The sequence below is a fragment of the Pectobacterium aquaticum genome (assembly GCF_003382565.3).
In the GTDB taxonomy this organism is placed as follows: domain Bacteria; phylum Pseudomonadota; class Gammaproteobacteria; order Enterobacterales; family Enterobacteriaceae; genus Pectobacterium; species Pectobacterium aquaticum.
The window spans coordinates 2,558,471-2,582,608 of the sequence record NZ_CP086253.1; the positions used below are offsets into that span (position 1 = coordinate 2,558,471).

Here is a 24,138-nt window from a genome sequence, read left to right on the forward strand (position 1 = left end):
AGTGACAGCGTCACAAATCAGCAAGTTCAGCGATAGCCGGCATTCCACGCTGTTCGAGGAAATCCAACACGCGCCGAGGGCTTACGTTTAATATCCGATCCTGCGGGAAATTCACTTCCCGCAAAATGCGTTCGCAGTGGGTAAAGTCTCCCAGAGAAAAGGCAATATGGGAATCGGAACCTAAAGAAAGTAACCCACCCGCGTCACGAACGGCTTCCGCAATCGCCCGACAGTTTGGCTCACTGCCTTGGCGTGAATGCATGAAAGAAGAGTTATTCAGCTCCAGCGCAACGTTGTATTTCGCCGCGGTTTCCGCAATCGCGCGGATATCGACGGGAAATTTCGGGTTTCCAGGGTGGCTAATGATATGCGCGTCGCCACGTGACATGGTCGCGATCATCGCCGTAGTATGCGTGTCTTTATCCTGTGGTGGAAAAACCGGCTCGTGAAAGCCCGCGATAATTACATCCACTTGACCCAACATCGGTCCGGTGCAGTCGATATCGCCCTCAATGTTTTTAATATTCGCTTCGATACCGCGCAGAATACCAACACCATCAACCAGACGCGGCCAGACGCGCATATTCATAAAGTGCCAATAATGCGGTGCATCCGCCATATCTGGGCCATGATCGGTAATAGCAAACAGGCGGATATTCTTCTGCTGTGCTTCGACGATGTAGTCATGCAGGGTACTGTAAGCATGTGTGCTGGCAACGGTGTGCATATGTAAATCGACGGGATACATAGGTTCTCCTGGGTCAACGTTTGCGAGTCAGCATACCATTTTCAGGGCTATTCCGCAGCCAGCGACCGAAATCACAACACATGACTAACACAAATGAAACATCAACGTTTGTTATAGAGCAGGAGAATGCACGAGGCCAAGAACGAAAAACGGCGAGCAAAGCAACAAATTGCGTTAACTTTAGCTAATTGCGCGCATTGAATGCAGAAGTTTGTTGACGCTGCTCGGCAATTTCCCTACATTAGCGCCGTCCGCTGTTATGTGATACAGCGAGGCCACGGTGAGGTGTCCGAGAGGCTGAAGGAGCACGCCTGGAAAGTGTGTATACGTGAAAACGTATCAAGGGTTCGAATCCCTTCCTCACCGCCATATATTTAACAAAATCAATAAGTTATCTATAAGATTTGGTTTTGTCCTGCATAAAACAATACATAAAAAGTTCGCTCCGGCGGACTTTTTTGTTTGTGAAATCCGGCATCCTCCTCATTAAGCTCGTTTTTCCTGCACCAACTTCCCAACAGACAGATAAAAAAGCTCAGTGTTCCCTCTTGTTCTAACGGTCATGATATTATTCTAAAAACATCATTTACTGCATTAGCGCAAGCTCTGCTCCAGCCAATCGGCTAGTTCCTGCAATTCGTTTTGCTGTTCGGGGAACGTCGTAATCAGTGCCTGACACGCGGCCGCCAAGGCTTCCGGGCGATATGCTGTTCCCTGTAATGCGGAGGCGAGTGCTTCTAACGGCGCGGGATTCAGACTATCGGTATAAATCTGGGCACGGACGATCACGCCGCGCTCCACATCGAAATGTAATTCAACGCCGCCCCAGATAAAGCGGTTATCCAGTAAATGCGAGAAATCCGGCGCCTGACCGAAGTTCCACTCCCAGCTACTTTGACGCGCAAACTGTTCGCTGAATCCGGGTAGATTCGGGTAAGCAGAAGGCGAAATGATTTCCGGTGCGCACTGTTCGCCGAAATAATCAAAGAAGGCCTGCGTCACCGCCTGACTAATGATCTGGTGATCGACAGAGGGCAGCAATTCCACCAGATTGGCGACGCGGGAACGCACGGACGTAATTCCTTTTGCCTGTAGCTTCTTAACGTCTGGGTTCAAATAATCGGCTAAGCGGCTGAGATCGGCATTCAACAGCAGCGTGCCATGATGAAAGCCGCGATCTTTAGTTTCGCGATAGGCAGAACCGGACACCTTGCGCACGCCGTCCGTGGTTTCCACCACCAGATCGTTACGACCCGAGGCGCTAGCCTTTAACCCCAGCAAACTGAGTGCATCCAGCACAATCTGTGTTGAGACGCTTTTGTCGTATTCCGGCTTGCCCGCCATGAAGGTAAAGCAGGTATTACCGAGATCGTGGAAGACCGCCCCACCGCCGCTGCTGCGTCGTGCCAGCTTGATGCCATCTTCTTCCATCCGCCGCGTATTGCACTCTTTCCACGGGTTCTGGGCGCGCCCAATGACTACAGTTTCCGCATTGCGCCATAAAAATAGTACCCGTTGCGTGGTGGGCATCTGGCGAAAGATACACTCCTCAACGGCCAGATTAAACCAGGGATCGTAAGAGTCAGAGATGAGTAAACGCAGAGAGGACATGAGTGGATAGCTCCATGCTGTCAACAAAACAAAATAAGGAAGGAATCAGATGCGGCGGGCCTGCCAGTACGCCCGTTTCCAGTACACGTTATCCAGCGACGAGCGGATGACACCCTGACTGGTGGAGGCATGAATAAACTGGTCGTCTTTGTCATAAATGCCGACGTGCAGCTCACTGCTGCCGCTGCCCGTTTTGAAAAAGACCAAATCACCCGGTAACAGGTTATCGCGGTCAACGCGCTCACCCAGTTCGGTTTGTGCTTCCGTGGTGCGCGGCAACTGCATGCCAAACTTATCGCGAAACGTCAGGTAGACGAAGCCGGAACAATCGACGCCGTTACGATCCAATCCGCCATAGCGATAAGGTGTTCTGTACCATTGCCCCAGTTGGTCGTTTAGCTGTTCCATCACCATAATCGAATCGCTCAGACGCGAATTCGGCGGCGGATTGTGCCGACTACTGCTACAGCCGACCAACATCAGGCTGGCGAGGAGCAAACCATATCGTAGGAGCAAACCAGATCGTAAACGTATCATGCGCGATTACCATAAAACCGCAGAGGCCATCGTCCTCTAGCGTTTGAAAATGCTAGGTATTGGATTAATTTAGCGTTTAATCGGGGTCACTGGCAAGTAAAGGCGATTTTTCCTATTTTCTAACGACGTCATTTTCTGGCAACAGTCAGGCGCTGCGGGTGATGATCCAGTTTCGGCCATCGACCACGTGCCGCTGAAACGTGACACCGAACACAGGAGACAGCACGTCTGGCAGCATGACATCCGTCGTTTTGCCCTGTGCTACCAGCGTCCCTGCCGACAGCAGCCACACGCGATCCGCATGGTGGGCGCTGTGGTTCAGATCGTGTGCGCAAACCACGACGGCAATCCCCAAACGACAGAGTTCACTCAGCAACGCATCCAGTGCCACCTGCTGCGCCACATCCAGACTGTTAGTTGGTTCATCCAGCAACAGCAAACGCGCGTGCGGATTGATCGTCGGCCAAATCTGCAACAGCGCCGCCACCAACCGAACGCGCTGCCACTCGCCTCCCGACAACTGCGTAAGCGGGCGCGCTAGCTTGTCGGTTAACATCAGGCGTTCTGCCAGAAAATGCACCACCTTTTCGACCGCGTCTTCCTGAGCCAGCGGCGGTTGATGCCGTTGCCAATACTGGAATACCGGCATCAGCGCCAGCGGTGGTTGCTGCTGTGCCAGATAGGCGCGCCGCACGGCCAGATCCGCTGCCGTATACTGCGACAGCGGCGTACCGGCCAGCCAGACGTCACCTTCCCCCGCCAGTAAGCCAGCCGCTCTTGCCAGCAGGGTACTCTTTCCTGCGCCGTTCGGACCGATGATGTGCAGCAACTCACCACGACGACACTCCGCGCTCGTCGGTGACAAACGCGGCAAAACGCTGGCCTGCAACATCTGTAATACTGGGGAAACCTGCTGCGTCACTTATTTTGCCAGCGCCTCTTCGATCGCATTCACGATGGCGTCATGGTCTGGTGCCATATCCGGCGCAAAACGCTCAATCACCAGCCCTTCACGATCCACCAGGAATTTTTCGAAGTTCCACAGGATGTCTTCTGGATTCTTGGGCTTACGGCCTTTATTGACTAAACGCGCAAAAAAGTCACTTTTCCAGGTTCCATTGGCTTCCGGTTGCTGACGAATCAACAACTGGTACAGCGGGTGACGGTTCTCGCCATTCACTTCAATTTTGCTGAACATCGGGAACTGAACGCCAAACGTCCCACGGCAGAATTCCTGAATTTCTTCTTCCGAGCCCGGTTCCTGCCCTGCAAATTCATTGGAGGGGAATCCCAGCACGACCAGACCTTTGTCGCGATAGGTTTCGTAGAGTTTTTCCAATGCGTCATATTGTTTAGTCAGGCCGCATTGAGAGGCGACATTGACGACTAAAGCCACCTGCCCTTTAAACGCTTCAAACGTTGTTGCTTTCCCGTCGATGGTGGTCAGCGGAATAGTATAGATTTCAGTGCTCATCGTTTTGCTCCCTTCAGTGATCAACAAGAGTGGATAGAACAAGACATCTCGCTACAGTCGATTGCGTAATAGTAGCCAGATAAACCACGGCGATCCCAGCGTAGCGGTAACCACGCCTATCGGCAACTCCGCTGAGCTTAGCGCAACGCGCGCGACCGTATCCGCCAGTAGCAGCACGCTGCCGCCAGCCAACGCACATCCGGTCAATAAATAGCGCTGATCGGTCAGCCCGCACAGCCGTAACATGTGCGGGATCACCAGACCAATAAAGGCGATGATACCGGCCAGCGCCACGCTCAGGCCGACCTGTACGCCCATCACCAACACGAGAACGGTACGCCAGCGATAGACTGGGATACCTAACTGACGCGCCTGAATCTCACCCAGCGTCAGCCCATTTAACACCGCCCCCTGACGACTCAACCACAGCAACAGCGGCAAGAGTGTCAACATCAACCAGCCGTGTCGCCAGTCAATACCGCTGAAGCCGCCCATCATCCAATACATCAACTGGCGTAAATCGAGGCTGGTACTGAAATAGACGGCCCAGGTCATCACCGCGCTACAGATAATCCCGAGCGCAATGCCGATGAGTAATAAACGGGTATTGGAGATATGCCGACGGGCAAAATGGAGTAACAGAAAGGTAATCAGCAGCGCGCCAGCAATCGCGCTCAGGCTTAACATCCAGACGGGCAACAATCCCTGCCCCAGCAGTACCGTCAGCACTAAGGCCACGCCTGCGCCGTTTGCCACGCCCAGCAGCCCCGGTTCCGCCAGCGGATTATCAAAGACTGCCTGCATCACGGTGCCCGACATTGCCAGACTGGCACCCACCAGCATCACGGCCAGCGTTCTGGGCAAACGCAGTTGCCAGACAAAGAGTTGTTGAGCCTCATCCAGCCAGGCCGTCGGCCAAATCCAACGCTCCCCGGCGCACAGGCTGACGATCAGCGTGAGTGTGAGAAACGCCAACAGCAGTGCCAGACTCCGGCGATCGCGTCTGCACTGCTGTTGTTTTAGCTGGCTGTAATAAGGTAACGGCATCACGTACTTTAGCGGGATATCACCCAGCGGTAATTAAGTATTGTCATGTATGTTAAACGATTTCGCTTACCTTACACGCATTTTCCTTATTACCGCAGCACGGTCAAAACGCCATAGTGCCGCATACCGCCCTTATTTGGTACTGCATACGGCAATATAGTTAAGCTGGTTCCGATTGCGGCGGAAGGTATGAAACATGTTGAAGAACATGCCGCAGTTTTCTTTCTTCAGCGCATTTTTTACGATGCGCGCCGCACCCGCTAGCCCTTCATCATAAATCAGCCCCTGTGGCGTCAGCAGTGTCATTGCGCCGTTATCGTAACTGACCTTGCTAAAACCGCATTCCTGAAACAGCATCACCCAGCGCTCACGCAGCATTGGCTGGGCATGCACATTGATCGCTTTGTGCATCTGTTCCACCGCCTGCAAGGCTCCGGTATCCTTCTCGGAAAGCAGCATGATGTCATGGGTAATCAGGCGGCCGCCCGGTTTCAGCACGCGATAATATTCGGCAATAATGCGGCTCTTGGCCTTGTCGGCATACATCGTCAGCATGGCCTCATTAATCACCACGTCAAAGTGATTATCGGGAAACGGCAGCTCCAGCGCATTCGCCTGCATAATCGTGACCTGTGAGGCTAAACCGTTCGCTGCCACATTTTCTTGCGCCTTCTGTAGCGCGACTTTATCCATATCCGCGCCGATAACCTGACAGCCAAAACGACGCGCAATTTCCATCGCCGTGGTGCCCATATTGCAGGCGACTTCCAAGACTACGCTGTCCTGCCGGAACCCAGCCTGACTGAGCAGCCACTCGGTTGCCCTTCTGCCGCCAGGACGCAGGCGTTTTTTCCCCAATCGGGCTAAAAATTTATGTCCTGCTTCATGATCGCTCATACTCTGTTCTCCAATTCAGCGTGCCGTGATTTTGCTTGCCGAATTCATGCAAGTGATTATTATTTTCATTTACTAGCTTGATGGTAATACCAGCCTCCGAGAGGGCAAATGACATTTGTCAAAAAAGCGCTATCGCCCGATGAATACGGCGAAGTGCTGTTTCAGCATGAGTGGATGCACGGTGAACCCAGCGACGTGGTGTGTGAGCTACTGGCCAAAAGCGAGCGTCTGTTTTTCCGGCAGGATGACATTCTGTTTCGCGAAGGCGACAAAATGCAGCACTGTTTGCTGGTTGAAACAGGAAAATTGCAGGCCTTTCGCCATACCTATGGCGGCGATGAGAAGATTTTCGGGCAGTTTGAACGCGGAGAATTTGTCGCTATTGCCGCTGTATTTATGGATCACGGTCGCTTCCCGATGAATATTCGCGCGCAGAGCGATGGCCACACGCTGATGATCCCACGGCAGGATATTCACCAGTTTTGCTTGCAGCGCCCAGAGCTGGCACTGCGTTTGCTCAACTATCTGGGCAAAAAACTCTACTCGACGATCAACCAAATCGACTGGCTGACGTCCAGCTCCGCGCCACAGCGTCTGGCAGATTACCTGCTGCGCCAGCACCATATTCAGCAAACTCAGCATCTGACATTACCGGTGAGCCGAGGCCAGCTTGCGACGTCATTAGGAATGCGCAGTGAAACGCTAAGCAGGCTAATGTCAGACTGGAAGCGGCAAGGCCACATTACCTATCGGAGTCATCAAGTGGAATTGTGCGATCTGAATTATCTAAAAGAACTGGCTGCCGAAGCCCGGCGGACATTCTGATCGATCTAAGCCTTTGTCGATTCAGGCATGGCAAGCGGATAGAAAAACGGTAGTTATTATACTCTAAATAATTCAAGTTTCAGGAAGGCGGCAAGGGAAAGAATCCCGATGAGCTTACTCAAATAAGTGATTCGGGTGAGTGAACGCGGCCAACGCGCATGCAACTTGAAGTATGACGAGTATATATTTTTTGACAATTGTCATTCCCGCATCATCGGATTATCAACTACGCTTAGCTGACATTGATGAGAGTGATTTACATATGTTAATAATTCTCATTAACACATTTGTCTTTCATAAGACATCGTGAGGGTAACGCTATGCTGGGATTTTTCCGACGAACCTTATCTTTTCATGGAACACGGTCATTTCATGGAGCACGGACACCGCATCCGCAAGCGGACTCGCCGACAGAAACCGTTTCGCATACTCACTGTAGCGAGAGTGAATATTGTTTCTTTAACCACGCCGCGATGTTGCCATTCGATCAGCTTGACGAATGTTGCTGCGGCAACGATCGGCAAGAGAAAACGCCATCTTTACATGATTCATGACGTTTTCATTTTTGCTGACGCCTAGAACTTGATACTTTTGCCACGCGTCATCCAGGCAGCGACAAACTCGGGCACCACAGCGCTAGCGGGGCCGTACATTTTTTCATCAAACTGGCTTTCTACCTGGCTGGGCTCCAGATTCAGTTCTAGCGTGTAGGCACCGTGCGAATGAGCCTCATGGACAAAACCCGCGGCAGGATAGACATGTCCCGATGTGCCAATCGCAATAAAATAATCGGCCTGCGACAGCGCATGGTAAATCTTGTCCATGTGCAGCGGCATTTCACCAAACCACACCACATGCGGGCGTAACGGCGCGGGAAATTGACAGCAGTGGCAGCGTTCACCGACGGCAAGATCGTCTGTCCACTCAAAAATTTGCCCACTTTGGCTACAGCGGATTTTCAGTAGCTCACCGTGCATATGAATCACGCGCTGGCTGCCAGCACGTTCATGCAGGTTATCGATGTTTTGTGTAATCAGCAGGAAATTGTCTTCCAGCATCGCTTCCAGATTCGCCAACGCCAGATGTGCGGCGTTGGGCACAATTTCCGGCTGCTGTAGCTGACGACGACGGGCATTATAAAACGCCTGCACCAGCTCGGGGTTACGCTGAAAGCCTTCCGGCGTCGCAACATCCTCAACACGGTGCTCTTCCCACAAACCATCGGCTGCACGAAAGGTACGGATGCCCGATTCCGCTGAAATACCGGCGCCCGTCAGTATCACCACGCGCGGTTTTTTCACTTCGCTTGCTGCCAGATAGTCACGATGGAAAATACGCGCACGAAGACGCTGTTGCCGCATACGCTTTCCCTTATGAAAACGCCCTAATCGTTGACGCGTATACATACTTTCTCCAACTAGTTATCCATTAAATGTAGCAACGCCGCGCCACGGACACCGCCCGCATCGCCATAACGCGCTTTCTCTATGCGTGGCAGTTTCGCAATTGGTAAAAGTCGTGAAGGAAGGCGCGTCGGCAGAATTTGGTAAATCTCATCAAAATTCGACAGTCCACCGCCCAACACCAAGAGGTGCGGATCGAACAGGGTCAGCAGATTGCCCAAACAGGCCGCCAGCAAATCCATAAAGCGATCGACAAATTCCATCGCCTTTTCTTCTCCGCCACGATAGTGCCGGATAATCGTCACGGCAGGCAGCGCTTCACCATACAGATGCTCGTACAGCCATTCAAAACCACGGCCGGAAATATAATTCTCGATACAGCCTAATTGACCGCAGCCGCACTTCACGCGGGGAATATCCACGCCGATGATATCCAGCGCGTCGGACGGCAGGCGGAGATGGCCGAACTCGCCCGTGATACCGTTACGCCCGTCAACCGGACGTCCGTTAATCACCAGACCACCGCCTAACCCCGTGCCTAAAATCATGCCCAGCACGATAGGATAGGAACGAAACTCCACATCCCAGGCTTCCGACAACACAAAACAGTTAGCATCGTTACTGATGCGAACATCTCGCTGCAAACGCTGCGACAAATCCGTACGCAGCGGTTTTCCCATCGTCGCAGGCAGGTTAGCGGTGAAGAGTGCACCGTCGTTACCTGTCTCCATGCCCGGTACGCCGAGACCGACTTTCCCCTGCATACCAACCTGAGCATCGGCTTCATGCACCAAATTGACCAGCGTCGTGAGTAGGTCATCATAATTATTGCGCGGCGTCGGCACCCGCTTTTGCCACACCTTGTTCAACGCCGCGTCGAACACGCCCAGCTCAATTTTCGTGCCGCCCATGTCAAAACCGTAGTACATGAGTGCTCCTTAGGGTGTGATCGTTTTCCCACGCGATAGGGACTATCCCCGTCATCTCTCAAGCCGCATGTGCGTTGGCTTACTGTCCGCTCAACACGCGGGCAGGATCAATCCGGCTGGCGCGCCGCGCCGGATACCAACTGGCAATCAAACTCAGCACCAGCGACGTGCCCAATACGATAAAGACGTCCAGCAGATGCAATTCTGACGGCAGGAAATCGATAAAATAGATATCTCCGGACAGCAGTTTATGGCCGATGAGTGCCTCAATACCGCGAATAATCGGCGTCAGTTGCAAGGTCACAATTACACCGATCACCGCGCCTATCACGCTACCCAACAGCCCAGCCAATAGCCCGTACCAAATAAAGATAGCCCGAATCAACCCATCTGGGGCTCCCAGCGTACGCAAGACCGCAATGTCGCTACTTTTATCTTTTACCGCCATCACCAGCGTTGACACAATATTAAAACAGGCCACGCCAATCACTAGAATCATCGCCAGATACATGATGGTTCTCACCATCTGAATGTCCCGATACATATAACCATAGGTGCCAATCCAACTGCGAATAGTGACATAAGCATTCGTGACTTCTCCCGCATCGCGCACCAGTTTATTGGCGGAAAACACGTCATTGGCTTTGATGGCGATCCCCGTTACGCTCTGCCCCATGTCCAGATATTGCTGGGCATCCACCAACGGAATCAACGCTAAGCCGTGATCGAGCTGGCCGCTCAGTTGTAAAATACCACTGACGTGCAACCGGATGCGTTTCGGCTGCATCAGCTTCATTTCTGGGTCGCTGTTCGGGATCATCACTGTGACCCAGTCGCCTTCCGCCACATTCAGCGCTTTTGCCACACCTTGCCCAATGATGACCTGCTGTTCTCCCGCACGGAACCGCTGCCAGGCGTCATTAAGCACATAGTTGGGCAGCGCGCTAAGACGTTTCTCCTGCTGTGGATCGACGCCTTTTACCTGAACCGCCTGAAGTTTGGCGCCGTTCTCCAGCAGCCCAGTGAAATTGATATAAGGTGCCGCGGCCGCCACACCGGGCACTTGTTCTATTTTCGGAAGAATGCCCTGCCAGCCGTCGAAAGGCTGATTGACTGGTGCGATCTCGCCGTGCGGAACCACAGCCAAAATGCGGTTGTTCAGTTCGCGCTCAAAGCCATTCATCGCGCTCAGGCCAAGAATCAACACCGCCACGCCGAGGGCAATCCCGAGCGTTGAAATGACCGAAATCAGCGAAACCATGCCGCCACGCCGACGACCGCGGCTAAAGCGCAGGCCAATCAGCAACGAGAGCGGAGGAAATCTCATTGCCGCGCTCCTATCAGGGTCAGTTCCTGCTGCAACTGACCGTCGCGCATTTCCAGTTGGCGGTTCAGTCGGCTAGCCAATTGCAGGTCATGCGTCACCACCAGAAAGGCAGTGCCCTGCCGGACATTCAGCTCTCCCAGCAGTTCAAAAATGGTGTCTGTCGTACGCTGATCGAGGTTCCCCGTTGGCTCATCGGCCAACACCAGCGACGGGCTGTTAACCAGCGCTCTGGCAATCGCGACACGTTGCCGTTCACCGCCGGACAGTTCAGACGAACGGTGGTGGCTACGCGCCTCCAACCCGACAGCCGCCAGCATTTCGCGTGCTTTATCTCGCGCCTGTGACGTTGGCACTTTGCCAATCAGCAACGGCATCGCTACGTTTTCCAACGCAGTGAAATCCGGTAGCAGATGATGGAACTGATAAATAAAGCCCAGCTCGCGATTGCGTAAATCCGCTTTTGCCGCCGCTGAGAACGTATTCAATGGCTGGCCTTTAAAGATAACCTCACCTGAGGTCGGCGTATCCAACCCGCCCAGTACATGCAGCAACGTACTTTTCCCCGAACCGGAACTCCCGACGATTGCCATCATCTCGCCGCTGCTCATTTCAAATGAGACATCACGCAACACGTCGGTAGACAGTTTGCCATCCTGATAGCGCTTGGACAGCTTAGTACACTGCAATAACGGTAAATCATTCATAACGTAAAGCCTCAGCGGGTTGAACGGCGGCAGCGCGCCATGACGGGTAAAGTGTCGATAAGAGGGCAATCACCATCGCGGAAATAGCGATCGTCACGACCTGCACAGGGTCGATCGCCACCGGCAGTGCGGCACCATCCAGCAATACGCCCAATATTGGCATCAGCGTATTCAGTTGGCTGGCCAATAACGTCCCCAGCAATGCCCCTAACAACGCGCCGATAACGCCAGCGCTGCCCCCCTGCACCATAAACACCGCCATAATTTGACGTTGAGTCAGCCCCTGCGTTTGCAGAATGGCGACTTCTCCCTGTTTTTCCATCACCAGTAAACCCAGCGAGGTAATAATATTGAACGCGGCCACCGCGACGATCAGGCTGAGCAACAGCCCCATCATATTTTTCTCCATGCGTACGGCCTGAAATAGCTCACCTTTCCGCTCGCGCCAGTCTTTCCAGACCGTGCCTTCCGGCAGCGTTTGCGTGCTCAGCGTATCAACCGACAGCGGCTTTTCCAGCCACAAACGCCAGCCGGTAATGTGGTTCGCCGGATAGCGCATCAGCCGTGAGGCATCCTGCTGATTCACCAACAGTTGGTAGCTATCCACTTCGCTGTTGGCGGCAAAGGTCCCGGCAACGGTGAAAATACGCTGGCTGGGAATACGCCCCATCGGCGTCAGTTGGCTGGCGCTCGTTACCATCATGCGAATTTGATCGCCAGCTTTAACGCCCAACTGTGCAGCCAGTTTATCGCCCAGAATGGCCTGATATTGACCGGATTGCAGTTGCTGCTGTTTGACGTTAACCAGGTAGCGTGACAGCGGCTCCCGTTCGTCAGGATCAATGCCTAACATCACGCCCACGGCAACGCTGCGGGCGCTTTGTAGGACCACATCGCCCGTCGTCAGCGGCGCAACGCGCGTTACGCCTTCCAGCGAGTCTAAGGAGGAAGCAGGAATCAATGCCGGGTTCAGCGAACCTTGCGGCGTAGAGATGACCGCCTGAGGCATCACGCCCAGAATATTGCCTTCCAGTTCACGTTCGAAGCCATTCATCACGGAAAGCACGGTGACCAGCGCCATCACGCCCAGCGTGATGCCAATGGCGGATAACCAAGAGACAAACCGGCCGAAGCGGTCTGATGCGCGCCCACGCATGTAGCGCAGGCCAATAAATAAAGCGACAGGTTGATACATGAAATCCGTCTGGATAAGGTTGCCAAAGCAAAGTGATCAAGGATAATAAAGGGTAGTACTGCTTTATGGAACCCTAACACCCTCACTCTACGGCTTTTTCTTATTCTCAGCCGGATGCAGGGAGGCGAGACCCGATAATCAGATGATGCCTGAAAATTACCGTTATTCGCTGCCGCCCAAAGCGGGTGACCAGCGCCTGCTGGGCCAGTTAACCGGTGCTGCCTGCGCCGTTGAATGTGCAGAAATCATTGAACGCCACGCAGGGCTGGTGGTGCTTATCGCGCCGGATATGCAAAACGCTCTACGATTGCGTGATGAAATTCAGCAATTTACCGACCAGCACGTCACCACCCTGCCTGACTGGGAAACGCTGCCCTACGATAGTTTTTCTCCGCATCAGGAAATTATTTCGACCCGCCTTTCCACGCTCTATCAATTGCCCAATATGACGCGCGGCGTCCTAATTCTGCCGGTCAACACGCTGATGCAGCGCGTTTGTCCGCACAGTTTCCTGCACGGCCATGCGCTGGTGTTGAAAAAAGGCCAGCGCCTCTCTCGTGATAAGCTGCGTTCGCAGTTGGAGCAGGCGGGCTACCGCAGCGTCGATCAGGTCATTGAACATGGTGAATATGCCACACGTGGCGCGCTACTGGATCTGTTCCCGATGGGGAGCGAAGAGCCCTATCGTATCGATTTCTTTGACGACGAGATCGACAGCCTGCGCCTGTTCGATGTGGATACCCAGCGCACGCTGAATGAAGTGCCGCACATTAACCTGCTGCCAGCCCACGAGTTCCCGACCGATAAAGCCGCCATCGAACTTTTCCGCAGCCAGTGGCGCGAACAGTTCGAAGTACGACGCGATGCCGAACACATTTATCAGCAAGTTAGCAAAGGCGTCTGGCCCGCAGGGATCGAATATTGGCAGCCGTTATTTTTCAGTGAACCGCTGCCGTCGCTGTTCAGCTACTTCCCGAACAACACGCTGCTCGTTAACACCGGTAATCTCGAACAGAGCGCCGAGCGTTTCTGGCAGGATATTCAGCAGCGTTTTGAAAGCCGTCGTGTCGATCCGATGCGACCACTGTTGCCATCAGATTCACTCTGGTTGCGTGTCGATGGTCTGTTCACTGAGCTGAAAGCGTGGCCGCGTGTGCAGTTAAAAACCGATACACTGCCGGACAAAGCCGCCAACGTGAACCTGGCCTACCTGCCGTTGCCGGATCTCGCCATTCAGCATCAACAGAAATCCCCGCTAGATACGCTACGCCGCTTTATCGAACAGTTCGACGGTCAGGTCATTTTCTCCGTCGAGAGCGAAGGCCGCCGTGAAACGCTGCAAGAGCTGCTGGCACGTATCAAGCTGAACCCGATGCTCATCAATACGCTGGAACAGGCACAAGAGCGTGGCACTTATCTGATCATCGGTGCCAGCGAGCACGGTTTTATCGACACGCTGCGCCAGCGCGCGTTAATCTGCGAAAGCGATTTGCTGGGTGAGCGCGTCAGTCGCCGCCGTCAGGATAGCCGCCGCACGATTAATACCGATACGCTGATCCGCAATCTGGCAGAACTGCGGCCGGGGCAGCCCGTCGTCCACCTCGAACACGGCGTGGGTCGCTATGCCGGGCTGACTACGTTAGAAGCTGGCGGCATCAAGGCCGAATACCTGATGTTGACCTATGCGGGTCAAGACAAACTGTACGTTCCTGTTTCCTCACTGCATTTGATCAGCCGCTACGCGGGCGGTGCCGATGAGAATGCGCCGCTGCATAAACTGGGTGGCGATGCCTGGTCACGCGCGCGGCAAAAAGCGGCAGAAAGGGTGCGCGATGTCGCCGCCGAACTGCTGGACATTTATGCCCAGCGTGCGGCGAAAAGCGGCTTTTCCTTTAAGCATGACAAAACACAGTATCAGCTTTTCTGCGAAAGTTTCCCCTTCGAAACCACGCCCGATCAGGCGCAGGCCATCAACGCCGTGCTGAGCGACATGTGCCAGCCGCTGGCGATGGATCGTCTGGTCTGTGGCGATGTCGGCTTTGGGAAAACCGAAGTGGCGATGCGCGCCGCCTTTTTAGCGGTTGAAAACCATAAACAAGTTGCCGTTCTGGTGCCGACAACGCTGCTGGCACAGCAGCACTTTGACAACTTCCGCGATCGCTTTGCCAACTGGCCGGTGAAGATTGAAATGATCTCCCGCTTCCGCAGCGCGCGTGAACAAACTCAGGTGCTAAAGGAAACGCAGGAAGGCAAAGTCGATATTCTGATTGGCACCCACAAGCTGTTGCAGAGCGACGTGCACTGGCGTGATTTAGGGCTGCTGATTGTGGATGAAGAGCATCGCTTTGGCGTGCGTCACAAAGAGCGCATCAAAGCGATGCGGGCAGATGTCGATATCCTGACACTGACCGCTACGCCGATTCCGCGTACGCTCAACATGGCCATGAGTGGAATGCGCGACTTGTCGATCATCGCTACGCCGCCCGCCCGCCGTTTAGCGGTGAAAACGTTCGTGCGCGAATATGACAATCTGGTGGTGCGCGAAGCGATTCTGCGTGAAATTCTGCGCGGCGGACAGGTGTATTACCTCTATAACGACGTCGAGAACATCGAGAAAGCCACTCAGCGGTTGGCAGAATTGGTGCCGGAAGCACGTATCACGATCGGTCACGGTCAGATGCGCGAACGCGAACTGGAACGGGTCATGAGCGACTTCCATCACCAGCGTTTTAACGTGCTGGTGTGTACCACGATCATCGAAACGGGGATCGATATCCCGAGCGCTAACACCATTATCATCGAGCGTGCCGATCACTTCGGTCTGGCACAGTTGCACCAGTTGCGCGGTCGCGTCGGCCGTTCCCACCATCAGGCTTATGCCTACCTGCTCACGCCGAATCCTAAAGCGATGAGCACCGATGCGCAGAAGCGTCTGGAAGCGATTGCCTCATTGGAAGACCTCGGCGCTGGTTTTGCGTTGGCAACGCACGATCTGGAAATCCGTGGCGCCGGTGAACTGCTCGGGGACGATCAGAGCGGACAAATGACCAGCGTCGGTTTCTCGCTCTATATGGAACTGCTGGAAAACGCCGTCGATGCGCTGAAAGCGGGCCGAGAGCCATCGCTGGAGGATCTGATCAACAGTCAGACCGACGTCGAACTGCGTTTGCCTGCCCTGCTGCCCGACGATTTCATTCCCGACGTCAATACGCGCCTGTCGTTATACAAACGTATTGCCAGTGCAAAAACCACCGCCGAGTTGGATGAGTTGAAGGTCGAACTGATCGATCGCTTCGGCCTCCTTCCCGATGCAAGCCGTTATCTGTTGCAGATTGCCGCCTTGCGCCAGCAGGCACAGGCATTGGGTATTCGCCGTATTGAAGGGAACGAGAAAGGCGGTTTTATCGAATTCAGCGAGCAAAACCGCGTCGATCCCTCCCACCTCATCGGCCTGTTACAGCGCGATCCGGGCACCTACCGTCTTGATGGCCCAACCCGCCTGAAATTCATGAAAGATTTGAGCGACCGTCCGCAGCGCATCGAGTTTATCGGTTCGCTGCTGGGGAACATGGCGCAGCATACGCTGGCGGCGTAACTCGTTTTCAACACAGTAAACGGGAACCTTCGGGTTCCCGTGAGGTTGCTAACAAAATCCGTAGAGCGGGAATAACGGATAGATCGTAAAGACGCTGCAAGTACGTCCATATAAGCTCGGATTGCGCAGATATGAATCTCATCCCTGAGATTCACCCTTTCAGGGCCGTCGCAAGCGGCGTTCAAAAACGTTCCTGACGTTTTTGTCCCTGGCGCAAACGCTTTACTCTTCTATTCCGTTACTCCCGTTTTCATTCGGTAAATAGGTTTATCAACAGTCTGACAGGAATCTGCGGGTTCCAACCTCGTCAGCAAACATGTCTCTTTCACTTCATCCGCCTTTACAAGCACCGTCGTAACGCAGTAAAGTCGCCACCTTTTTTATGGCCTGCCATCCTTGGCGGCCACCCTTCTGGGCCGTCGCGGGTGCGACGTTAAAAATTTCTCCCGAAAATTTTTTATGGCATGGGGCACGACGATGTTTATCGGTTTTGACTACGGCACGGCGAACTGTTCCGTGGCAGTGATGGATTCAGGTACGCCACGGCTCCTGTCGCTGGAAAATGGCTCGCCTTATCTTTCTTCCCTGCTGTGCGCGCCCGTGCGCGAAGCGGTTAGCGAGTGGTTATGGCGACACCATCAGGTGAATGCTGAGGGTGAAAATGCGCTGCTGCTGAAGCGCGCCATCAGCTACAACCGCGAGGAAGATATTCGCGTGCAGGCTGATAGCGTGAAATTCGGACGTGATGCGTTGCGCCACTATATGGATGACCCGGAAGAGACGTGGTTCGTTAAATCGCCGAAGTCCTTCCTCGGTGCCGTCGGACTGAAAGCCCAGCAAATTGCGATGTTTGAAGATCTGGTCTGTTCCATGATGCTGCATATCCGCACGCAGGCAGAAAGCCAGCTTGACCAGCCTATTCGTCAGGCCGTCATCGGTCGTCCGATTAACTTTCAGAGTATCGGCGGCGAAGAAGCCAACCAGCAGGCGCAAGGAATTTTAGATCGTGCAGCCCACCGTGCCGGATTTGACGACGTCGTCTTCCAGTTTGAACCCGTGGCCGCCGGGCTGGATTTCGAATCCACGCTGACGAAAGAAACGCGCGTGCTGGTCGTGGATATCGGCGGCGGAACCACCGACTGCTCCATGTTGCTAATGGGCCCAGAGTGGCACAAACAACACGAACGCACGCAAAGCCTGTTAGGACACAGCGGCTGCCGCGTTGGCGGTAACGATCTGGACATCATGCTCGCGTTCAAACAGTTGATGCCGCTGCTTGGCATGAATAGCGAGACGGAAAAAGGCATCGCTCTGCCGATCATGACCTGGTGGAATGCGGTCGCGATTAACGATATTCCGGCACAAAAAGAGTTTCATAGCACCGCCAGCCGCGCGTTAATCAACGAAATGATCCGTGATGCGCGTCAGCCCGAGCTGGTAAAAAGATTGCTGACCGTCTGGCAACAGCGCCTGAGTTACCGTCTGATTCAACTCGCAGAAGAGAGCAAGATTGCGCTGTCCAACCAGTCGGAAACAGCGGCCGATTTGCACTTTATCGAATCAGGTCTGGCAACGCGCATTCATGCTGATGAACTCAATGCCGCCATCGATAATCCGCTCATGCGTATTCAACAGCAGGTGACGCTGGCGCTAGAAACCAGTCAAACCCGGCCGGAAGTGATCTACCTGACCGGTGGTAGCGCCCGTTCTCCCCTGCTGCGTCAGGCTATTCAGCAGTTGCTTCCTGATATTCCTATCGCCAGCGGCAACGATTTTGGTTCCGTTACCGCCGGACTGGCGCGCTGGGCAGAGATAATGTTTCGACGTTAAAATGAAGGTATCAAAAACCGCGAGCACCATCTTCAGGTGTCTCGCGGTTTTTAGATAAGGTGTCAGCGCAAAACCGTAGACGTTGGGGTCAGTTAACTCTGTTGATTCAGGATCAATTGCCCGTTTCGATCTACTGGAATTTGTGTACCAGGATCGCGATCCATGCGGATTTTACCCTGCTGGTCGCCGATTTTATAGGTGACATCATAACCCAGAACTTTTTGTGATTTGTCGTACACCGTCTGACAGCGCTGTTGCTGCGTCGTGTACGTATCATTTTCCTGCATGCCGCTTTGTACGCGGTTACCTGCATAACCACCGGCCAACGCGCCCGCGACCGTTGCAACATCCTTACCGCGTCCACCACCAAACTGGTGCCCCAGAACCCCCCCCGCTACGGCACCCAGCACCGAACCAGCAATCTGGTTTTCATCCTGTACCGGACGACGGTGAGTCACATTGACATTACGGCATTCTTGACGAGGCGTTTTGACCGTTTCTTTAATGGGTGTTGCTGTTAGCACCTGTGCAAACTGGGGTTTAGAGGAAAAAACTTCCATACTCGCCACCGCTGCCACACCCAATGCCGCAGCCACACCAATACCTACACCCGCTAACATGGATTTGTTCACAGGATACCTCCCGAATCTATTCTCACGCATTCCCCACCTGCAATCCTGACGAAACATTCCTGACAAAACATTGTTTTACGCCAGCTCGCGTTTAACGCGATGAATCCGATGGTTCCTTCTGAATATCAGCATTCAGAATTTTCGGCGTGCGTGCTACGCCATCTGTAAACAGTGGAAAGTCTGCACAATGTTTCACACTCTCGCAATAAGACTAATTAACCAAAACTGTCAGATTCGTAACATAAAACCGTCATTTGGGAATTATCTTAACTGGAATTGGTAATAGGACGATATTTTATACTGCCATATCAGCGAAGTAGCCAATAACGCTACGGCTCAGAAACAGGGGGTTGTGAGTAGATCGACGGAAAGAGAGGATCACTGAGGAAGAATAAGATAGCCGCTGACAGAAAAGAATACGGGCATGACATTGCGTTCATGCCCGTATCAGAAAGCGGTCAGTTACGATGGATTAATGCAGCTTCAGACGCGGGCGAATCACCCGGTTGATCCCACCGACCAGCATCATCAAGCCAGTTTTGACATAGCCATGCAGAGCAACCTGGTGCATGCGATAGAGGGAGATATACACGAAACGTGCAATCCGCCCTTCTACCATGACGGAGCCCCGCATCAGGTTCCCCATCAGACTGCCAACCGTACTGAATTTAGACAGTGAAACCAGCGAACCGTGATCTTTATAGACGTAAGGTTTCAGCGTTTGTCCGTTCAACAACGCGATGATATTGCTGTGACAGCGTGATGCCATCTGGTGAGCCGCCTGCGCACGTGGTGGAACAAAACCACCGCCTTCCTGCGGGCAGGAGGCGCAGTCGCCAATGGCGAAAATGTTGGGATCGCGCGTCGTCTGCAACGTCGGCTCAACCACCAGTTGGTTAATCCGGTTCGTTTCCAAACCTGCAATCTCTTTCATCGCATCCGGTGCCTTGATACCTGCCGCCCAAACCATCAGATCGGCTTCAATAAATTCACCGTCCTTGGTATTCAGACCGCCACGTTCTGCGCTGGTCACCATGGTTTTCGTCAGCACACGGACGCCAATGTTGTTCAACTCCTGATGCGCAGCCGCTGAAATACGCGGCGGCAGTGCAGGCAGAATACGTTCGCCCGCTTCCACCAGTGTCACATTCAGCGTTTGGTTATCCAGCCCGTCAAAGCCATAGCTGTGCAGCTGTTTCACCGCGTTATGCAATTCCGCAGACAACTCGACCCCTGTCGCACCACCGCCCACAATCGCGATGTTCACGCGCTCTTTTTCTTCCTGATTTGCCGTGAATTTCAGGAACAAATTCAGCATTTCATTATGGAAACGACGGGCTTGTTTCGGGTTATCCAGGAAAATACAGTGATCTTTCACGCCCGGCGTGCCGAAGTCATTGGAGGCACTGCCTAATGCCACCACCAAAATGTCATACGGGATACGGCGCGCCGCAACCAGTACATCACCTTGCTCGTCACACACTTCAGCCAGTTGAATCTGCTGCTGCTCACGATCGATGTCCGTCAGCATGCCCAATTGGAACTGGAAATAGTGGTTGCGAGCGTGGGCCAGATAGCTCAGCGCATCCATATCGTCGTCCAGCGAGCCGGTTGCCACTTCATGCAGCAGCGGTTTCCACAGGTGGCTGTGGTTGCGATCCACCAGCGTGATCTCCGCTTTTTTCTTGCGTCCTAACTTGTGGCCCAAACTCGTTGCGAGTTCAAGTCCGCCAGCTCCCCCGCCGACAATGACAATTTTTTTGGTTGGTGATGTCAAAATGACCCCCTAAAATGTGAACCAATCGTTAATAAAGAGTAAAAAATAATATCCTTATATAACATAGGGTTCGCGTAAGTTAAGCCTGATATCTGCTGCAAGAATAGCACGCTAGGTTATTTGGTCATACCAAAATTGATATATATCAATTTATTTTGCTACGTAGGTTTTTAGCGAGAAAATTCCATCTTTATTTCAGTGGATTAGCGAAAGTCGGTGGGAAGAGAAAATGCTGAATCGTGCGCAAATGCGCCGTTGGATGAACTAAGAAAAGTAAATAAATTGCGTCATGCCTCCTGATCCCCTATCAAACAAGGGCATCAGAAGGAACGACAGCAGCCATTAATCGCTCATCGCTAATGCAGGGTTAACCGAGCGTTTTGAAGGCTTTTATCCGCTGTAAATGGGGGGAGATGCTTTTGAATTTATGCGTCTGAATATCGTCCCAAACGATCTCGTAATACGTTCCCAACGTCTGCGCGCTACGCTGGCTGTCGAGCATTTCATCCTGACGAGAGAGCATCACCATACAGCGATCGCGGTTCTTTTCACGAAAGTTCGCCACGCACTTCGTGGCAATATCCAGATACTCTTCTGGGCGATCAATTTTCCCGCTCATGTTTTCCTGCGGGAAAAGGTTAGGATTAACGATAACTTGTCGTATATCACACAGGAAACCGACACGTTCGGCCCAGAATCCCCCCAACCCCACGCCACAAATCAGCGGACGATCGTCATCAGACTGCTGAATCGTCTTATCCACCTGCTTGAGCAGATGTTGCATATCATGACGCGGATGCAACGTGCTGTAGCTAATCAGCCGTACATCTTCATCAATAAACTGAAGCTGCAGGACCTTTTCATGGTTGCCGGGGCTGGTCGAGTCAAAACCGTGTAAATAGATAATCATCTTTCATCCTCACCGCAGACTAAGTTGCCTATTTCTCGCCATTTTTATGCCCGTCATACTTCAAGCTGCTTGTGCGTTGGCTTCCCTTACTCACCCCAGTCACTTACCTAAGTAAGCTCCTGGGGATTCGCGCAGTTGCCGCCTTCACGCAACTCGAATTATTTAGTGTATATGCGCTTGCCAGCGCTCGCTGAGCAATGTGAGCGCCTGATTAGCCTGCTTCCAGCGTGGCGAATCCAGCAGTTCCCGACGAGAAAACGAACCCTGATGATATAAGCGCGTCGGTTGTTCCGCTTTGACCGGGGACAGGTTATCCAGCACGCTGACCGCCCCTTCACGATGGTTACAGACCAGAATCATGTCACATCCTGCCTGCAACGCCGCCTGAGCCCGCTCGGGATAGCTGCCCATCACGGCGGCACCTTCCATCGAGAGATCGTCAGAGAAAATGATGCCATCAAAACCCAGCTCTTCACGCAGCACCGTTTTGAGCCAATAGGACGAACCACTGGCAGGACGCGGATCGGCCTCTGTGTAAATCACGTGGGCAGGCATGATCGCATCCAACTGCTGGCGCTGGATCAGTTCTTTAAAAATCAGCATGTCGTGTGCGCGAATCTCCGCAAGCGGACGCGGATCGCGCGGGGTTTCTTTATGTGAATCGGCGCTGACCGCACCGTGGCCGGGGAAGTGCTTACCCGTGACCTTCATACCCGCGCAATGCATGCCGCGAATAAAGCTTTGCGCTACGGCCAGTGCCGTCTCTGGATTGGCATGGAATGAACGCTCACCAATCGCCGCGCTCTGGTGGCCGATATCCAGCACCGGCGCAAAGCTAATATCGATATCCATCGCGATCATTTCTGCCGCCATCAGCCAGCCGCCTTCTTCCGCCAAACGCAGGGCTTCTGATTCGCTATTTAATGCCGCGAATGCCTGCGCGGCAGGCAGACGAGTAAATCCGTCACGAAAACGCTGAACGCGCCCACCTTCTTGATCCACGGACACCACAAGGCGCTCGCGCGACGCCGCGCGGATTTGACGCACCAGTTCGCGCAACTGCGCCGCGTCATGAAAATTACGGGTAAACAGAATCACGCCGCCAACCAGCGGATGTTCCAGCACTTCACGATCTTCTGCATCCAGCTCATAGCTGGCAACGTCTAACATTACCGGACCCACAAAAACCTCATTCTTAAGAGTGTACTGCTTAATGAAATGATCTTTACCACAAAAAGCCTGACTATAGCCGATGACCTAACTGTAGCCGATGATATAGCGCGGGAATGTCCGCTAAAAACTCGGGGTTCTTCGTTTGCTGCCAGCGAACCTCAAGCCACATCAATACCAGATAATCGACCCAGGGGAACCACTGCATCATCTGTTGCTGGAGGCGGCTCACGGAAAACCCTCGCCGATGTCGCTGGTAGCTCTGTAGAAAATGCGTTTGCGCCTGGCTTTCCATCTGGCTGGCTCGCACAATAAACGCCAGTTCAAAGGCAATATCGCCATCTGAGGCATATTCCCAATCAATCAGTATCGTTTCTTGTGGAGTAATCAGCAGGTTTTCAGCATGCACATCGAGGTGGAGAGGTGCCAACGCCAAAGGCGTGGGTAGCGCCGCACGCTGAAAGTAATGGTGGGCACGCAACAACGCGGGCGAACGGCGGCGCGGATCCATCAACTGCCAGTGCTGCGCGAATAGCACTTTGAGATCGATAGAATGGCCGCTACGCGGCTGGCGATGAAGCTGAGACAATATTCGCGCCACTTCGCCATTAGCCAGCATCATCAGGAACTCATCAGAGGTGGCAATGCGCCCCGGCACCCACTCAACAATCAGCCAGTCGTCACGCCACAGTCGCGGCCGTGGTGCGAGACCTATCGCCGACATCTGCCGCAGCAAGGCGAATTCGCGCTGGCGATCGACGCCCATTTTCCGCTCGGTTGGCGACTGCCGACGCGCAAGCCATTCGATGTCCGGCCCACGGATACGCCAGCTTTTACTACTCAACCCACCAACCAGTTCAAAGCGAATATCCGCCATCTCCACAGTTGGGAAATATTTCTGGATCGTCGCAGTCAGCTGCTGGTGGATGCCTGCCTGCTTAATGCTGAACGGCGCCATTGCCTGACCACACAATTTCACCGGTCTGCACCAGCATCAGTTGCATGTCGAGCTGCGGCGATTTCACATCACCACTGACGTCGCTGTACAGCACATACTGCGCGCTGACATAGCGCGCCAGACCAATCGCCTTGCTGCGCGATCCTAAGCTGTCGTCAACCGACAGGCCCAGCGTTTGTTTTGCAGCGGCCAGTTGCTCACGCGGCACCAGCGTAAACGCCTTACCGGAAGATAACGCGCTGTACAACGCGCCCGTCGCTTTCGCGATCGGCAGTGAACCATTGGTGTTATTTTTCACACTATCCACCAGCAAGATGCTGCCCGGCGTGACGCCATCAGCTTTCAGCATTTGCGCCACCAGCGGATTAATGCTGGCTTCCCAGTTCAACGTCTGAATTTTTGGCGGTTGTGGTACGGATTCCCCCGGCGGCGGCGTTGGCGTGGTCGGCACTTGAGGCTCAACGGGCTCAATCGTCGCAGGTGGTTCGGTCGGTTCCGGCGGACGACTGGGGCAGCCTGTCAGGACCAATGCCGCCAGTATCACCCCTAGATACTTTTTCATATTTTCT

Annotated in this window: 21 protein-coding genes and 1 tRNA gene; 4 read left to right on the forward strand and 18 right to left on the reverse strand. The window is 53.6% G+C overall.

The genetic code is table 11. The annotated features are described in order from the left end of the window. Window positions 1-10 precede the first annotated feature (10 nt). Window positions 11-748 (reverse strand): phosphatase, encoded by a 738-nt coding sequence (locus DMB82_RS11885; RefSeq protein ID WP_102117816.1) that lies wholly within the window; start codon window positions 746-748, stop codon window positions 11-13. Between the two features lie 279 nt (window positions 749-1,027). Between DMB82_RS11885 and DMB82_RS11890 the strand changes: the two genes are divergently transcribed. Beyond that, window positions 1,028-1,117 (forward strand) — tRNA-Ser (locus DMB82_RS11890). 225 nt (window positions 1,118-1,342) lie between these two features. On the opposite strand, the gene DMB82_RS11895 is transcribed toward DMB82_RS11890, so the two are convergent. From DMB82_RS11895 to DMB82_RS11920, 6 genes are all read right to left on the reverse strand, one after another. Further along, on the reverse strand, window positions 1,343-2,359 hold the full coding sequence (locus tag DMB82_RS11895; RefSeq protein ID WP_102117815.1) for a lipoate--protein ligase: 1,017 nt from the start codon (window positions 2,357-2,359) through the stop codon (window positions 1,343-1,345). A gap of 45 nt (window positions 2,360-2,404) precedes the next feature. Continuing rightward, on the reverse strand, window positions 2,405-2,896 hold the full coding sequence (locus DMB82_RS11900; protein WP_102117814.1) for a C40 family peptidase: 492 nt from the start codon (window positions 2,894-2,896) through the stop codon (window positions 2,405-2,407). Window positions 2,897-3,041: 145 nt separating this feature from the next. Next, entirely contained in the window at window positions 3,042-3,818 is a 777-nt protein-coding gene (gene btuD, locus DMB82_RS11905) for a vitamin B12 ABC transporter ATP-binding protein BtuD (RefSeq protein ID WP_102117813.1), read from the reverse strand. Beyond that, entirely contained in the window at window positions 3,819-4,370 is a 552-nt protein-coding gene (locus DMB82_RS11910) for a glutathione peroxidase (RefSeq protein ID WP_102117812.1), read from the reverse strand. It lies immediately after the preceding gene. Window positions 4,371-4,421: 51 nt separating this feature from the next. Then, window positions 4,422-5,417, reverse strand: a complete 996-nt coding sequence (gene btuC, locus DMB82_RS11915; protein WP_116162342.1) for a vitamin B12 ABC transporter permease BtuC — start codon at window positions 5,415-5,417, stop codon at window positions 4,422-4,424. 132 nt (window positions 5,418-5,549) lie between these two features. After that, entirely contained in the window at window positions 5,550-6,314 is a 765-nt protein-coding gene (locus tag DMB82_RS11920; protein WP_116162344.1) for a class I SAM-dependent methyltransferase, read from the reverse strand. A 108-nt stretch (window positions 6,315-6,422) separates the two neighbouring features. On the opposite strand from DMB82_RS11920, the gene DMB82_RS11925 reads away from it, so the two are divergent. Then, window positions 6,423-7,139, forward strand: a complete 717-nt coding sequence (locus DMB82_RS11925) for a Crp/Fnr family transcriptional regulator (protein WP_116155766.1) — start codon at window positions 6,423-6,425, stop codon at window positions 7,137-7,139. A gap of 575 nt (window positions 7,140-7,714) precedes the next feature. Here the strand turns inward: DMB82_RS11925 and cobB are convergent. The 5 genes from cobB to lolC form a co-directional block, all read right to left on the reverse strand. Next, window positions 7,715-8,545: a Sir2 family NAD+-dependent deacetylase gene (gene cobB, locus DMB82_RS11930; protein ID WP_102117807.1), complete on the reverse strand. Its 831-nt coding sequence runs from the start codon at window positions 8,543-8,545 to the stop codon at window positions 7,715-7,717. Window positions 8,546-8,556: 11 nt separating this feature from the next. Next, complete coding sequence (nagK, locus tag DMB82_RS11935) at window positions 8,557-9,471, reverse strand: N-acetylglucosamine kinase (RefSeq protein WP_102117806.1); 915 nt, start codon at window positions 9,469-9,471, stop codon at window positions 8,557-8,559. A gap of 79 nt (window positions 9,472-9,550) precedes the next feature. Then, entirely contained in the window at window positions 9,551-10,798 is a 1,248-nt protein-coding gene (lolE, locus tag DMB82_RS11940) for a lipoprotein-releasing ABC transporter permease subunit LolE (RefSeq protein WP_102117805.1), read from the reverse strand. Then, window positions 10,795-11,502, reverse strand: a complete 708-nt coding sequence (lolD, locus tag DMB82_RS11945; protein ID WP_102117804.1) for a lipoprotein-releasing ABC transporter ATP-binding protein LolD — start codon at window positions 11,500-11,502, stop codon at window positions 10,795-10,797. The genes lolE and lolD overlap by 4 nt, the downstream gene beginning before the upstream one ends. Then, a complete protein-coding gene (gene lolC / locus DMB82_RS11950; protein ID WP_102117803.1) occupies window positions 11,495-12,697 on the reverse strand; it encodes a lipoprotein-releasing ABC transporter permease subunit LolC in 1,203 nt (400 codons plus the stop codon). Before lolC ends, lolD begins: the two co-directional genes overlap by 8 nt. A gap of 142 nt (window positions 12,698-12,839) precedes the next feature. Here lolC and mfd point away from each other — a divergent pair, with 142 nt between their 5' ends. Further along, window positions 12,840-16,292 (forward strand): transcription-repair coupling factor, encoded by a 3,453-nt coding sequence (gene mfd, locus DMB82_RS11955; RefSeq protein WP_189338677.1) that lies wholly within the window; start codon window positions 12,840-12,842, stop codon window positions 16,290-16,292. A 477-nt stretch (window positions 16,293-16,769) separates the two neighbouring features. Beyond that, complete coding sequence (yegD, locus tag DMB82_RS11960) at window positions 16,770-18,122, forward strand: molecular chaperone (protein WP_102117802.1); 1,353 nt, start codon at window positions 16,770-16,772, stop codon at window positions 18,120-18,122. 92 nt (window positions 18,123-18,214) lie between these two features. On the opposite strand, the gene DMB82_RS11965 is transcribed toward yegD, so the two are convergent. From DMB82_RS11965 to lpoB, 6 genes are all read right to left on the reverse strand, one after another. Further along, window positions 18,215-18,754 (reverse strand): glycine zipper 2TM domain-containing protein, encoded by a 540-nt coding sequence (locus DMB82_RS11965; RefSeq protein WP_095699857.1) that lies wholly within the window; start codon window positions 18,752-18,754, stop codon window positions 18,215-18,217. A gap of 472 nt (window positions 18,755-19,226) precedes the next feature. Then, the gene (locus DMB82_RS11970) at window positions 19,227-20,531 is read right to left on the reverse strand and encodes an NAD(P)/FAD-dependent oxidoreductase (RefSeq protein ID WP_039471560.1); all 1,305 of its coding nucleotides are present in this window, start codon (window positions 20,529-20,531) and stop codon (window positions 19,227-19,229) included. A gap of 367 nt (window positions 20,532-20,898) precedes the next feature. Further along, window positions 20,899-21,441 (reverse strand): alpha/beta hydrolase YcfP, encoded by a 543-nt coding sequence (gene ycfP / locus DMB82_RS11975; protein ID WP_010297273.1) that lies wholly within the window; start codon window positions 21,439-21,441, stop codon window positions 20,899-20,901. 162 nt (window positions 21,442-21,603) lie between these two features. Further along, a complete protein-coding gene (nagZ, locus tag DMB82_RS11980; protein ID WP_116163055.1) occupies window positions 21,604-22,623 on the reverse strand; it encodes a beta-N-acetylhexosaminidase in 1,020 nt (339 codons plus the stop codon). A 61-nt stretch (window positions 22,624-22,684) separates the two neighbouring features. Next, window positions 22,685-23,569 carry a thiamine kinase gene (gene thiK / locus DMB82_RS11985; RefSeq protein WP_116155763.1) on the reverse strand — a complete coding sequence of 295 codons (885 nt, stop codon included), beginning with the start codon at window positions 23,567-23,569 and terminating at the stop codon, window positions 22,685-22,687. Beyond that, window positions 23,550-24,131, reverse strand: a complete 582-nt coding sequence (gene lpoB / locus DMB82_RS11990; protein ID WP_010297262.1) for a penicillin-binding protein activator LpoB — start codon at window positions 24,129-24,131, stop codon at window positions 23,550-23,552. Before lpoB ends, thiK begins: the two co-directional genes overlap by 20 nt. Between the last annotated feature and the right edge of the window lie 7 nt (window positions 24,132-24,138).